Below are 14,333 nucleotides of genomic sequence, written 5' to 3' on the forward strand. Positions count from 1 at the left end.
AACCAGCACGGCTGTGCCCTGTCCCGCCAAGGAAAACAGTGAGCTCGCTCGACGCACGACTGGGCGTATTACGCGGAACCGCGCCGCCCATCCCACACAATGCACGCACCCTGGCAGCGCTGACCGCCAATCCGAGCTGCGACCGCCGCTCCCTGCTGGACGCGGCCGGCATCGACAAAGACGCCCTCGCCGCCCATCTGGGCCTCCCGCGGCCGCTGAGAAAATCCCAGCTCGCCCTCGACTACGGCCTCACCTTCGAACGCGAGGTCACCGCCCAAGCCGGAGCACCACTGGTGCCGCTGCTCCGCCAAGCCCTGAGCCTGACCCCGTCCGAGGTGTCCTACGAGGACGTCAACAGCGTCGGCAGCGATGACGACAAGTCCCCCCTGAGGCTACGCCGCGCCCACACCCGCTCCCGCATCCTCAGCGCAGCACACCGCAAGCCGGCTCCCCGCACCCTGCTCGACCACCCCGTACTGCGTCTGACCGTCGCCGGCCACCAGACCTACCTCGAGCCCGACATCATCGCCTTCCACCGCGACGGCCTCTTCCACGTCGTGGAGATCAAATCCTTCCCCGTCATCCACGGACAGCCCGACCCCATCAAGACCAACGCAGCGCTGACCCAGGCCGCAGCCTACGTCCTGGCCCTGCGGGAACTCCTCGCCGGCGACGGCCTCCCACCAGACCGCGTCTCCGACACCGTGATCCTGGTCAACCCCCGCAACTTCACCCGCCACCCCACCGCCACGCCCTTCAGCGCCCACAAGCAGATCAAGAACCTGAGCCGCCACCTCGGCAGACTCCGGCGCCTGCCCGAACTGCTGGACAAGCTTCCCCCCGGCACCACCTTCGACCTGGCGCCAGGCCCCGACCAGAGACCGACCCGACCCCGCGGTGAACTCGTTGCCGCACTCGCCACCGTGCGGCCGTACTACACCCCCGGCTGCCGCCACCACTGCGACCTGGCCTTCCACTGCCGCACCGAGGCCCGCAACCAGGGCAGGACCGCGGCCCTGGGCACCGCAGTCCGCGACGACCTCGCGGGAATCGACACCATCGCCACGGCCCTGGCCCTCACCGACGGCCACCTGCACCCCTCACGGGGCCAGAAAGACATCACCCAGGCCCTGCGCCACGCACAGCGCATCCACGCAGACCTCCAGACGGACACCGCATGATCCGGCTCACCTCACTCCTGCGGATGCGCGCCGCCTCCACCGGCAACGCCCAACGCGCCAGCCAACTGCGCCACCTCCACCTCAGCGACCAGCCGCTGATGCTGCTGGCGCTGAAGCAGACCGGGCCCGCCGCACGACCGCTGGCCGTCATGCTGGGCACCGATCCGTACCGCCCCCGGCTCCTGCTCGCGCCGCCCTCGGGCAGCACCGCCCCCATGCTCGCTTCCCTGGCAGACGCCGTCACCGCCTACATCGACGCCTGTCAGCGGCACAGCGAACACCTGCCCGCCACCTCCAGCAAGCCGGCCCGCCGGCGCTACACCGACGCCCCCCAGATCCTCGTCCCCAACCCTCAGACCGTGCAGCACCTGAAAGACCTCGGAGACGCCCTGCGATTCCGCAGCGCCGACGGCCAGAATCCCGACTCCCGAGCCGTCCAGCGCCTGGGACACTGGCTCACCTATCTCACCGACCGCGCCGACCTGGCCGGCTCAGCCGCCCTCACCCCGATGACCAGCTTCCTCGGCATGCACTGGGTCAGCGGCCAAAGCCCCCTTGAGGACGAGGACCTGGCCACCCTGCTGGCCTGGATCGACCCGCCCCGCCACGCAGCCTCGGGACGCGACGCTGCACTGGAGGCAGAAGACCCGGCCACCCACCGCCCGGCGGGACCAGCCACCGACGCCGCCTTCGACAACGACCAACTGGCGCCCCTGTTCGACGCCTACGCCCGCGCCCGGCGCCAGGCCCGGGATCAGGAGCAGACCCGCACCCTGCAAGAACTCGACCGCCTGCTGGCCACCTACGTGCAGCCCACCTGGGACCTCATGTGGCACGCCTACGCGCTCCTGCATGCTCTCCCCGAGGCCAAGGGCACCGCACGCCGCTGGGACCACGAACGTACTGCCTTCACCGACGAATGCATCTACCTGGCCCAGGACGGACGCCCCCGGCCAGCCCGCGACCACGCCATCGCCGCCGCCGTCCGCCTGGCCCGCATGGAACAAGCAGCCGCCGCCTTCGCCGCCGAACGCGCCGCCGACGACCCCTTCGCACGGGCAGAACTGCGCACCACCGGCGAAGCCTTCGGCGGTCCCGTCACCACGATCGACCCGGAGCACACCCTTCGCGGACCCACCGGACGAGCACAATGGCGGCCCCGCCTCACCGTGTCCACCCCGGACCCCGTGCCCATGGAACCCGGCCAGCTCTTGGCCTGCCACACTCACCGCAACGCCCGCTACAAGATCTGCGAGGTCACTCCGGCCGACGGCGACACCCTCGTCGAACTCGAGATTACCGCCGGCATGGGCACAGTGGCCCGCCCCAACCATGCCGTCCTGCCCGAAGCCGGCGCCTTCCTCGTGTTCACCATCGCACCCGACCACTACCGGATGCCGGAATTCCCCTCACGAGACCAGACACCCTGGACCCACGGCGGGCCTCCTGCCGACCATCCGGACGACAGCGACGAGGACGAGGGCGAGGAAGAACAGTGACACCGCCCCATCAGCCATCGCCGCAGCAGCGGATGGACACGGTCGCCCGCGCCATCCTGGAGCAACTGCCCAGGCTCACCCACCCCGGACTCGTCGTGGACTCCCCGCCCGGCGCCGGAAAATCCACCCTGGTCGCCCAGGCTGCCGTCGCCCTCGCGCAATCCAGCGCCCCCTGCGTCGTCATCGCCCAGACCAACAGCCAGGTCGACCACCTCGTGCGGCGATTCGCCCGGCACCACCCACACCTGCGCACCGCCCGGCTCACCGCAACGGAACACACAGTGCCGCACGACCTGCAGGCACATCCCGGCATCCGTATCGGCCCCCGCATCGAAAACCTCGAAAAGACGGCCGACGTCATCGTGGGAACCGCCATGAAATGGGCCACGGTCACCGACCGCCGATGGCCATGGGCGATCATCGACGAGGCCTACCAAATGCGCTCCGACACGCTTCTGTGGACCGCCGGCATCTTCGACCAGGCACTCTTCGTCGGAGACCCCGGCCAACTCGACCCCTTCTCCCAGGTCGAAACCAACCGCTTCCAAGGCCTGTCTCACGACCCCATGAACAGCGCGGTCGCCGTCCTGCTCGCCAACAACCGCGACCTGCCCGTCCACTCCCTGCCCGTGTCCTGGCGCCTGCCGCCCTCAGCCGTCCCCCTGATCAGCGACGCCTTCTACCCCTCCACGTCCTTCCACGCCGCAAGCCGTGAAGCCGACCGCACCCTCACGTTTTCCATCACGGGCATGCGCACCCCTGCCGACGAGGTCATCGAACACGCCGCCCGAACCGGATGGGCACTGCTCGAACTACCGGCCCGCATCACCGGCCAGCACGACATCGAAGCCTTCCAGGCCGTCCTCGGCATTGCCGAGCGGCTGCGGGCCCGGCGCGCCATCACCACCTGCGAGGAAAACCCCGAAGGCCACGTCCTGCTGCCCGGTGACATCGCCATCGGCACCGCCCACCGCAGCCAGGCCCACCACATCCGCGCTCTCGTAGCCCGCCAGTACCCCCAACTGCACGGCATCACCGTCGACACCGCCAACCGACTCCAAGGCTGCGAATTCCGCATCACCATCGTCCTGCACCCCCTCTCCGGCCGCGGCGACGCCTCCGCCTTCCACCTGGAAGCCGGCCGCCTGTGCGTTCTCACCTCACGCCACCGCCACGCCTGCATCGTCGTGGCCCGTGTCGGCATCGCCGAACTCCTCGACACCCACCCCTCCAACGACCCTGTACACCCCGGAGGCGCCTCCAAGGTTGCCGACGGCTGGGAGGCCAACCACGCAGTCCTCGCCCACTTGGCCGAACACACCGTCCACGCCCGGGCACGGCTCGGCCGCCGGACGTGTCAGTGACTTTGTGTAAGTCCTTGGGTTTCACTCGGCGTTGAGCCTGTCCTCGAAGAACAGTGAGAACTGGTTCAGCGCCGTCTTCCAGTGTGCCGCGACGTGGTTGACATCGCGGGACTTGGGGGTGATCAGCTCGCGGACTGCGAGGTAGAGCACCTTCAATGCAGCCTGCTCGGAGGGGAAGTGCCCGCGGTTGCGGGTGGTCTTCCGCAGTCGGGCGTTGATCGACTCGATCAAATTCGTGGAGTAGACCACCTTCCTTATCTCCGGTGGGAAGGCCAGGTAGGGAGTGAACTCGTTCCACGCGGCCTGCCACGTGCGCAGAATCGCCGGGTAGCGTTGGCCGAGCTCGGAGACGGAGAACTCCTGCAGTGCCTGCTCTGCGGCCTGCTCGGTCGGCGCGGTGTAGATCGCCTTCAGTGCCGGCACCAGCGCGGGATGGTCCCTCTTCGACGCGAACCGCAGCGAGGCCCGCATCAAGTGGATCACGCACGTCTGCACCGTGGCTCGGGGCCAGGTCGCGGTGACCGCGTCGGGCAGGCCCTTGAGCCCGTCGCAGGCGACGATGCACACGTCTTCCACTCCGCGGTTGCGCAGTTCGGACAGCACCGTCATCCAGGTGGTGGCGCCTTCGCCTCCGTCGCCGACCCACAGGCCGAGGACGTCCTTGCGGCCGTCCATGTCGACGCCGACGGCGAGGTAGACCGGCTTGGAGACGACCGATCCGGACCGGATCTTGATCCACAATGCGTCGATGTAGATGATCGGCCAGATCGCGTCCAGCGGGCGGTTCTGCCAGGCGGCCAGCTCGTCGGCGACCGCGTCGGTCACCTTGCTGATGAGATCCGGTGAGACCTCGACGCCATACATGCCTGCCAGGTGCGAGCGGATGTCCCGCACCGACATGCCGCGGGCGTACAGCGACAGGATCTGCTCGTTGAACCCGGCCAGCCGACGTGCGTGCTTGGGCACCAACTGCGGCTCGAAGGAGCCATTGCGGTCCCGGGGAACGCACACGGTGACCGCACCTGCGTCCGTCAGCACGGTCTTCGGCGAGGTCCCGTTGCGGCTGTTACCCGAACCACGGCCGGCCGGGTCGTGCTTCTCATAGCCGAGGTGTTCGGTCATCTCCGCGTCCAGGGCCCGTTCGAGCACGGCCCGGGTGACCGCGGTCAGCAGGCCGCCCTCGCCCAGCAGGACGGCTCCGGAGGCGTCGGCGCGGTCCATCAGCCGCTCGACGACCTCGTCCACCAGTTTGTCCTCGGCCGGCTCCACCGCCGGGATTCCTTTGTCCGTCATGATCTGTCCATCCGGGCTGGTCAAGGCCCTGCAACCGGGCCCCGGCCAGCCTGTCACATCACGGACTTACACGATCTTTCAGACACGCTCCGGCCGCCGACGCGGATGAGTAGTCCGCGGCACGCGCCCGCAGCGTGCGCGGTCCCTCAGGATATGGACCCGACTCGAGGATGCCGGCATCGCCGGCGTCCTCTAGAACTGCTGACTCGCGATTTTGTTGAAGGACGTTTGGTAGGCCTCCAGTGCAGCCCGGGCGCGGTCCGTGTCGCCGCCGAACAACCCATGCGTGAGAGGGCTCCATTGGGCACCTTGAGTCTCGAACTCGTGCACGAGGTCGGCAACTGGGTTGCCGTGGCTGTGGGACCGCCAGGTCGAGCGCCCGTACCAGTGGGAGCGGCTCCACGACGGCTTCTGCGGATTTGCGGCCGCGCGCACGTTCGCCATGTCTTGCGCGAGCACCCCGAGAACGGCTTCGGCCCGGTCGAACTCCGAGCTGTACGCGTCATCGTCCGGCCACTGGTCCGAGAAGATCGGGTGAAGGATGGCATGCAGCCACTCGGCAACCGGTGTGTGGTACTTGCTGTCCCTGCGTTCCGTGAAGTCCTTCAACGCCTCGTTCAAGTCCCTTCCCGTCGTGGCGGAGCGGGCGAGGACATGGGACGTGAGGTTCGCGGGGGCGCCGAACGGCTTGCACGGATCTGTTGCCTCGATGATGGGCGTCGGCTTCTGCTCGTACCTGTCCCTGACCGACGGGTCGACGACGAGTGACTTGAGGTTGGCCCAGTTGCCGCTCGACGTGCACGCGAGCGCGGCGGCCATGATGCCAACCATGCCCGGGAGATGGCGGAGTTCGACGAGTGCCGCCTTCCCGCTCTCCGGTTTGGTCGCCGCCGCGACGAAGGAGCGAATGCCGTTCCTCCACGGCAGCAACGATTCGGGCGCTCCCCAACGGGAGGCCACCTGAAGCGACGCGCAGAACGGCTTGGAGAGGGTCCAAAGGCCTTGCGCCTCCTCGGCGATACGAACGATCTGCTCCTCGTTCGTGCCGCCCAGCGGTCCGGTCAGCCGGTCCGTGTCTTTGAGGACCGCGAGCACATGCTGGACTTCCTGCGAGATGAGGTCGTCCAACTCAATGCGCCGTGAGGGTTCAAGGAGCATCTCCTTGGTGAGCCGTGTGAGAAGGTCCGCCCGGTCCGCAGACGTCGCCTGCTCGACGGCGGCGAGGGTGGTAGCCGGATCGGGCCTTTTCTCACCGAGCAGGCGACTGATCGTGGTGACGAGCCTGGCCGCGTGGGCCATGTGGTCCTTGCCGAACAGGTCCGAGTAGTTGAGGTCGCTCAGCACACGTCCTGCCCCCAGGTCCCAGTCGGGGACGCCGCCCGCGTCGAACCTCACCGGGATCAGCCAGACGCGTCCGGGCGGCATCTGGCGGAACTCCTCGACGGCGAGTGTCAGTTCCTCGTTCATGTAGGACTTGTCCTTGGCCCGAGCGTTGTCCGAGAAGCAGGCCAGGAAGACGAGCGATCCGTCTCTGATCGCCGCCCGAATCTTGGCTCGCCAGGCGTCCCCCGGCCCGAGGTCCTTGCGGTCGCGCCAGTACGGGATCTGGGCCGCCTCCAGGACAGCGCAGAGGCCGTCCACCTGATCCGAGTCCTCACGGACGTAGGAGATGAAGACGTGTTTGGCCACTTCGTCGTTCATGCGTCGGATGATAGGTCCCAGCTCTGACACTGATGAGTTGCGTGGGAGCAGGCTCAGTCGGCGACTGCTGCCGTGTGGGAAGCGGCTGAACCCGGCGGCCTGTCAGCCTGGTGGCGGCTGGTCGTGGTCGGCCTCGATCGCCGCGGTCAAGGCGAAGTTGAGCCGGGCCACGGCCGGGTATTCCTGGGAGATCTGCGGGTTGGCGACGTCGAGGGCGGACAGCCCGGCAGCCAGTCCGGGGCTGCGACCGTCCTCGGCGGCCACCAGGTCACACACCTCCAGCAGGGTCTGCACCGCGATTAGCCGGCATTGGTCGCGCAGCGAGAGAGCTTCAGGATCCTCCTCCTGCGCCAGGATGCCAGCTTGGTCGCGGGCGAAGGCTGCGGCGATCTGGGCCGGGGGCGTGGGGCGCTCAGGGCCCGGGGCCCACCCCTGGGGACGATGGGCGCGCCGGACCAGGTCGTAGGAGTAGGCACGAAGGTCAAGAACGGGCTGTGTCAGAGCCTCTTGCATAGATCGTCCGCGCATTTGCAGCCCCAGCCCGTCGGCCAGCGCGTTCAGGCGGCCCTCGTCCAAAGGCAGCACATCGCCGCAGGGGAGGACTGAGCTGGCGAAGGGAAGGACCTCGTTGTCTTCCACCGGCACGCAGGCAATGCGGCAGCGGACCTTGGTGCTCGAGCGCTGTTCGGCCGTCCAGGCGCGGAGGGCATCCTGGGTCTGTGGCCACTGTTCCACCGCTACCGTCACCACGACCTGGTGGTCCAGCCATGGCGCCAACGGGGTCGGCTCCGCGACGAAAGCGGAGCCGTTAACCGTGATGCCCACCTGCTCGAGCACTTCTCTCACAGCCTGCAGCGCGGTCTGCAGTACCTGTTCCAGCGCCATCTCCACCGCGGCCTCCAAGCGCCCGCGGTCGCCGAGACCGCGGCCCAGAGCCTGCGCGACGGCAGGCTCATCGACGGCGGAAAGCAACTTCGCCGCCCGCGCCACCACGGTGATCAGCTCGACGGGCAAGGTGTCACCGATGCCGGAGTACACCGGTGCGCCCTGCTCCCGGGTGCGCTCCAGATCCGGGACCGCGTCCAGAAGCCGGGAACCGGCGCCCCGCAACCCCTGTGCGCTACCGGCGGAGTCAGCCACCTGGGACAGACAGGACGCCAGATGAATCAGGGCCTTCTTCGCGGTGTCCTGTTCGACAGCCTCCAGCAGCGACGCATCATCATCCGCCGCGGCGTACGTCACCATCTCGGCTTCGGCCGGGGACAGCGGGGCAGCGGGGTCCGCCGGTCGCGGCGGCAGCGCGACGGCCGCCTCGTGCACGCGTTTCACCTTCGCCGTCCATTCCTGCCGGGCGGGCACCGTGTCACGCGGCCGAAGCCGGGACGGAAGCTTCTCGAGCAGGGCCAACAGGTCCAGCACCAGCTCGGCCTGAGCCCGGCAACGGCGGGTCCAGCTCTCGTTCTGATCCGATTCGACAGCAACGGCATACAAGGCGGTGTTCCGGCTGGTGGCCCGCGCCCGCCGCAGTACGCCCGCGAGGATGGTCTTGACGCCGTCGGTGACCCCTTGAACCTGTTGGGGCCTGTCGTTCGCCTGCCACAACTCCGCATGAACCAGGTCGACTTCCGGACAGGCGTCGAACAACCGCCGCATCAAGCGCACGACCTGGGAGTTCTCCGACTGCGGGTCACCACCCTTCTCCGGTGCGTATGCCGATGCGGGCACCGGGGTCTCGGGCCGGCGGGCGTAGGACACCATGCGCGCCGTGCAGGCCAGGTCGGGGGAGTAGGTCCAGGGCCGGGCCAGCGAATCGGCGGCGGTAGCGCGAAGCTCCCCGGCCGGCACGAAGGAGACCTCGACATCACGCCCGTACGGGTCACTGGCGACCGCGTCGACGGCCCGCAGGCTGACATCGCCGAATACCGCCGCGACGTCCGCTCCCCGCAAACCGGCCAGCGACGCGAGTGATGCGGTCAGCTGCGCCCGCAGGTCAGCCGGGATCCCCGGTCCACTTCCGGGAGGATGGGGCAGGGCCGGTACCAGGTGCCGGTACGCCTCGGCGGCCTGCTCCGCAGTGAGGGAGATCAGCGTTTCGGCCGCTTCGGCCAGACGCACCGCATCCGCCAGCGGTGCAGCGATGAGCAAACGGACCAGCCCGTCCGGACCCACCGCCGCACCGGCAGCGCGTCCTGCCTGCTGACAGCGCTGCGGAAGCAGCGGCGCGAGGACCTGGATGGGGTTCGGCGGCAGCTCGCTGATGTCCATGCCGTCGAGGGACATCCAGGCCAGGCGCAACATGATCACCCGGTCCACGTGCGGCGGGCGCACAGCGTCCGCCAGCGGCAAGGACGCGTACACGTACGCGATGGTGTCGATCCGATCCGCCACCTCCAGCAGGGCAGCAGCCCCCAGCGCCGCACTGCCCTCCTGAGGGGCGCCGAGTATGGCCCCGGCCAGCTCGCGCAGCTGGGCGGCGATGCACGAGGCCAGCGGCTTCAACGCGAAGTGCACGCGCGTCAGCCGGGCCGTGGCGTCCATCGCCTCCAGGCCGCGGGCGCATGCACGTGCAACCCGGGTGGCCGCACGGCGGAGCGCTTGGGGGCGGCTGGCCGGAGCCAGCGCCGAGACCGCGGCCGCGAAAGTCGAACCGAGCGGCGGAAGACCATGCTCGTGCAGCAGTTCCAAAAGCACCTCGGTGCGCAGGTCGTGCAGCCCCCGCAGGCCGCCGTCCCCGGTCCCCAGCAGCATGTGCTCACCGACGAGCCGATGCAGTGCGCGTTCGACCTCGGCACGCGGCCGCTCCAGAGCCGCTGGCAGGGTTTCCGCAGAGGTCTCAAAACCCAGGGCGTGGGCAGCGCAGACCAGACGCAGCACCTCTCGTTCGACGTCACGCTGCGCCTCATCGAACCGAGCCACCTGCTCGGCCAGGACTTCCCGCAGCCGGCGCCCCGTCGTCACCAGCGCCAGGAACTCCATCAGCAGCCCTCCGGCCCGCCCAACAGCTTCTTCGCGGGCCATCTGCACCGGCGTCCCCGACGCCTGCACGGCTTCATAGACCTCCCGGGCCGCGCTGGACGTCAGCGCGGCATCCACCAGCACCGCCCCGCGGGACAGGGCCGGGGTGAGATCCTCCTGCCGCGCCGCGGCCATCACCGTCACACCCGGCAGGGCCAGTAGCCGGTCACGGGCGTCAGCCCACGCCCCTGTCCGGGCCCGCCCCACGTCATCGATGCACACCACGATCCGGTTCTCGCCCGAGGGCCGGGCCCGCTGTACATGCCGGACCAGCAACTCGACATCGTCTGTGCTCTCCACCCGCAGCACCTGCAGCAGCCGGGGGCCGGCCTCCACCAGGCGGGCACAGCGCCACAGCAGCGCCGACTTCCCGCTTCCGCTGGGACCGGTGATGACGACATGGTTTCGCACCGCGAGGCCTTCAAGGACCTGCCGGCACTCGTACGGACGCACCACGTCGAGCCCGGCGGCGATGTGGCCGGGCGCCACGCTGACACCCGCGTAGAAGATCCGCGGATCCTCCCTGGAGGGGGTCAGGAAGTTCAACGGTGCGCAAACCCCTGCGCGAAGCGCCTCCTCGAGGGACTCGACGCTCACCTCCTGCATCAACTGCGCGGCCATCGCGTCCAGGTCGCTGACCGTGCGGGTCTCGGCAGTGTCGAACGTGGTCTGGCGCTGTCGGGCCGCGACGTCCGACAGATCGGTGAGCAACCGGGCCCGCAGTAGCTCCGCCACCGCCGGGTGCAGCCCCAGACCGGCTTCCAGAAGGCCGGCGGTGACCGGGGCAGGAGCATCCTGGCGGACCAGATGCGTCCGCTCCACCACCAACGGCGCGAGGCCTGGGTCGAGGCCAAGGCCCTTCAACCTGGCCCGCAAGGAGGCCAGAAGGTTCTGCCGGACCGCTGCGCCGGAAGGCTGCACCGTCAAAGCCTCGTCGAGTGTCTGCGTCCACCCGGTGACCGGGAGAGAGCTACCGAACGAGCCGTTGGTGACCACCGCCAGCCGCGCGCGCGGCGCTCCCGGCGCGCCGAGCCCCGACCCGTCGCTGAGCTTGAGGGCCTGGGCCGCGTGAGCCGCGATCTCGGCGAGTTCCGCATTCGCGATGGCGGCGGCCCCCGGGCCACGTTCCTTGCTCTGCACCAGCAGCCGGGTTCCGTCAGCGAGTTGGCAGTCGACATCCTCCAGGTACTCCGGGATCACTGCCATCACCGGCAGGCCGGCCACTGTCCCTGCTCGGCCCGCTGCCAGAAGCATGGCCGACAACGCGACCTGATAGGTCACCCCGGCCACATTCGCGGCTCCCGAGCGCAACATCGTGAACAGTTCCGAGAGATCCGCTGCCAACGACTTGGTCTTCTTCTGCCCCGAGCTGTGCTTTGCGGACTTCCCCTTACTCGTGCCCACCGACCTACCCCCGCCTCGACTACGCCCGTCCTGCAGCCCTGTGACACCGACCCCGCACGACCCCGGGACACGCCGCCTACGACGGCCGGCCTCGGGGCGAGCTGCGCAGAAGCACAGCAGACCAGGACCGCTCCGGGCAATTTCATCCTGATCGTGTCCGGTTGCCGGCGGTTCCTGGGGTTACACATCGCTGTCCGGCAGCGCACGCAGCAGGATGAAGATGGCCTCGCAGCCGCTCTCCAACAGGGTGCGCCCTTCTGGACGGATTCGGGTTAACTCAATTTTTCATGGGCCTTGAGCAGGGACGAACGAGGTATCCGCGTTTTCAGCCGGTGAAGACGTCGGCGTGGACGGGCACCGATCCGGCTGGCCGTGAGAGCGCCGACAGGGGCACCATGAGGTCTCGACGGCGGGCACGATCCCGCACCAATCCCTCCCCGAAGCACCCGAGTTGGGTGCCGGACCTCGACCTGTTCTGGAGTTGCTCATGTCCGCCCTGCCCCTGCCCGCCGGCCCCGAGCCGTCGGCGTTCTGCTCCACCTCCCACCCGGCCCGCATCCCCCGCCCTCGGCCGGGCCGGCTGGGCATCCCCGAGGTCGTGGTCGTCGTCGTGGTCGTCCTGGCGTTCGGTAACCGGCCCGTCCCGGCCGCGCTCGTGGTGGTTGCTGCCGCCGTCGCCGACCTGATCGCCGGCCGCCGCCCGAACGGCCCGGCGAGCAGGCCCTCTCGCCGCCGCAACCGGTGATGATGGGCCGCCCCGCCAAGCCCGTCAACGCCAGGGCTCGGCCCCGACTGTGGGTCCTGGCCGCGTACCTGCGCCAGCTCAAGGACGAGGCCGACGTCACCTACGCCACCCTGTCCGAGCGCACCGGTCCCACGAACACGCCGGGGTACCGTGGGGCCTCCACCCTCAGCCAGGCTGCCCGCGGCACCCACCTGCCCCCGATCGAGACGGTCCTCGCCTATGCCCGCGCTGCTGGTGACCCCGGTAGCCGGGCCGTGCAGCAGCGGGAAGCGACAGCCCAGAAGCTGTGGAAGGCGGCCGCGATCGAGAAGGCCCGCCCGCACCTGGCCGGCCGCGGCCTGCGGACCCGGCAGGTCCGCACCGCGGCCTCTCTGGGCCAGGCCCTGACCCGGCTGCGGGCGCGGGCCGGCCAGCCCTCATACAGCGCCATCGAGCGGGCGACCGACGCCGGCGGGCACCGCGTGCCGCGTTCGACAGCCCACCTGATCCTGGGCGGGCACATCCTGCCCAGCCGCGAGCAGTTGGCCGCGCTCCTGAATGCCTTCGACGTGACCGCCGCGGCCGCCACCGAGTGGCACACGGTCCTCGACCGCATTGAGCACCGCCTGCAGCCGCCCCCGCCGCCCGCGCGAGGGGGCTATACGTGCGCGGACGGCGACCCGGCCGTGCAGGAGTACCTCGAACGCCGCGAGCGCGACGAGGAGATCAAGCGCCGCACCGGGCAGATCCATCCGGACGAGACGTACGAGGACTACGAGGAACGGATGCGCGAGAGGGCGTACCGGCAGGCCGCGGACGACTGGCTGTACGAGGACTACGACGAACCCGAGGCCGACGGCGAGCCGGAGGACGAGGCCGAAAGGCAAGCGCGGGTCGCTGAGCAGGCCGCCTTCTGCGCCCAGTTGAAGGCCATGGTGGAGCGCGCGGCCCCCGCGGGGCAGGTTGCCGATCACGCCTGACGGCTCCCGAACCGACCGCCTGCGCCCCTCGTCCATCGCCGGCCATCCTCCCGGGCAGGACCGGGCGTGATCACCCGCGCCGCCAACCTTGGCGTTACAAACTCCAGCCAATGTTATGTACCGTCAGCTAAACTAGATGGTGGCGTTACATTTTTGCGGCTCGGTCGCTCCGCACCTGCTGGCGGCCGTTGCCGACCTGACTGTCCGACCTCACAACCCGCTTGCCGCTTCTGCTCCTGGAGTCCCCGGATGCCTTCCTCACGTTCATCCCACACCGCCAGTGAGGCGGCCTCCGGCGCTGCCGTGTCGGACAGCCCCGCCGCAGCCCCGGTGGAGCCGACTGACCCGGCTCCACGCTGGGCGGGCACCTGGCCCTTGAGTTTCCGGACCCCCCCCACCTCGTCGGCAGCGGTCAAGGCAGCCTCCGGCGATGCCGACCACCGCTCACACAGCGAGGACAGTGAGCCTGAGGCAGCTGGCGGTCCGTTGGCCGAGTCGGGAAGAGCCTCCACCGCCCCTGACGCGGGAACACCAGACGTCCCGACGACGCTGCACGAGGCCCGCAGCAGACTCCGGCAGATGATCGACGCCGCCATCGAAGGGCAACCCACACCCCTGTCTCGCGGCCCGCACCGTGTACTGCTCACCACCCCCGCCCACGCAACCGAACTGGGCTGGGACCTCACCGAAGCCACCACCCACAGCTTCGCGGACGCCCGTAAAAAACTCGGGGATCTGGTCCAGTACGGTGCCGAGGGCCACCCCCAGGTGCTGTGCCGCCACAAGACCCCCGTCGCCGTGCTCCTCCCTGCAGCCGAGGACGGCACAGCCGCCCCGCCTGCACCCGACACAGCAGCTCCGGCCGCCACACCCCCTGAGGGTCGGCAAACAGCCCAGACCCCCCTTCCGGCCTCAGCAGCAGCCGAAGCCGCCAAGGACCTCGCACCCGCGCCGACAACTGCCCCTGCCGAAGCGGCCGCTGCACCCACCACGCCCTCAGAAGCACAACCGGAACCGGTGCAGGCAGCCCAAGACACGCCTGCACCTGCCCACACACCCCCCGCCTCACCCGGCACCACCCCAGCCACACCGACCACCCCCACCGGCTCACCGGCCGATACCGCTCCAACCCCCGCCACCTCCACACCCAGCACTCCAACACTCCAGCACGC

General features: G+C 69.5%; 8 protein-coding genes. 5 read left to right on the top strand and 3 right to left on the bottom strand.

Annotated features, from left to right (window positions below; translation table 11 throughout):
- Positions 1-38: 38 nt before the first annotated feature.
- The 3 genes from AB0A61_RS36475 to AB0A61_RS36485 are packed head-to-tail and all read left to right on the top strand — an operon-like array spanning position 39 to position 4,044.
- The gene (locus tag AB0A61_RS36475; protein WP_361302438.1) at positions 39-1,181 is read left to right on the top strand and encodes a nuclease-related domain-containing protein; all 1,143 of its coding nucleotides are present in this window, start codon (positions 39-41) and stop codon (positions 1,179-1,181) included.
- Positions 1,178-2,680 carry a hypothetical protein gene (locus AB0A61_RS36480; RefSeq protein WP_361302441.1) on the top strand — a complete coding sequence of 501 codons (1,503 nt, stop codon included), beginning with the start codon at positions 1,178-1,180 and terminating at the stop codon, positions 2,678-2,680. Before AB0A61_RS36475 ends, AB0A61_RS36480 begins: the two co-directional genes overlap by 4 nt.
- Complete coding sequence (locus AB0A61_RS36485) at positions 2,677-4,044, top strand: AAA domain-containing protein (RefSeq protein ID WP_361302444.1); 1,368 nt, start codon at positions 2,677-2,679, stop codon at positions 4,042-4,044. Before AB0A61_RS36480 ends, AB0A61_RS36485 begins: the two co-directional genes overlap by 4 nt.
- 21 nt (positions 4,045-4,065) lie before the next feature.
- On the opposite strand, the gene AB0A61_RS36490 is transcribed toward AB0A61_RS36485, so the two are convergent.
- The 3 genes from AB0A61_RS36490 to AB0A61_RS36500 form a co-directional block, all read right to left on the bottom strand.
- On the bottom strand, positions 4,066-5,337 hold the full coding sequence (locus AB0A61_RS36490; protein ID WP_361302447.1) for an IS256 family transposase: 1,272 nt from the start codon (positions 5,335-5,337) through the stop codon (positions 4,066-4,068).
- Positions 5,338-5,529: 192 nt separating this feature from the next.
- Entirely contained in the window at positions 5,530-7,038 is a 1,509-nt protein-coding gene (locus tag AB0A61_RS36495) for a toll/interleukin-1 receptor domain-containing protein (RefSeq protein WP_361302450.1), read from the bottom strand.
- A gap of 102 nt (positions 7,039-7,140) precedes the next feature.
- Positions 7,141-11,457 carry a hypothetical protein gene (locus AB0A61_RS36500; protein WP_361302453.1) on the bottom strand — a complete coding sequence of 1,439 codons (4,317 nt, stop codon included), beginning with the start codon at positions 11,455-11,457 and terminating at the stop codon, positions 7,141-7,143.
- Positions 11,458-11,944: 487 nt separating this feature from the next.
- On the opposite strand from AB0A61_RS36500, the gene AB0A61_RS36505 reads away from it, so the two are divergent.
- Positions 11,945-12,202, top strand: a complete 258-nt coding sequence (locus AB0A61_RS36505) for a hypothetical protein (protein WP_361302455.1) — start codon at positions 11,945-11,947, stop codon at positions 12,200-12,202.
- Positions 12,202-13,161, top strand: a complete 960-nt coding sequence (locus AB0A61_RS36510; protein ID WP_361302457.1) for a helix-turn-helix domain-containing protein — start codon at positions 12,202-12,204, stop codon at positions 13,159-13,161. The genes AB0A61_RS36505 and AB0A61_RS36510 overlap by 1 nt, the downstream gene beginning before the upstream one ends.
- Positions 13,162-14,333: the final 1,172 nt, after the last annotated feature.

It is taken from the genome of Streptomyces sp. NPDC046197 (assembly GCF_040646295.1).
Lineage (GTDB): Bacteria > Actinomycetota > Actinomycetes > Streptomycetales > Streptomycetaceae > Streptomyces.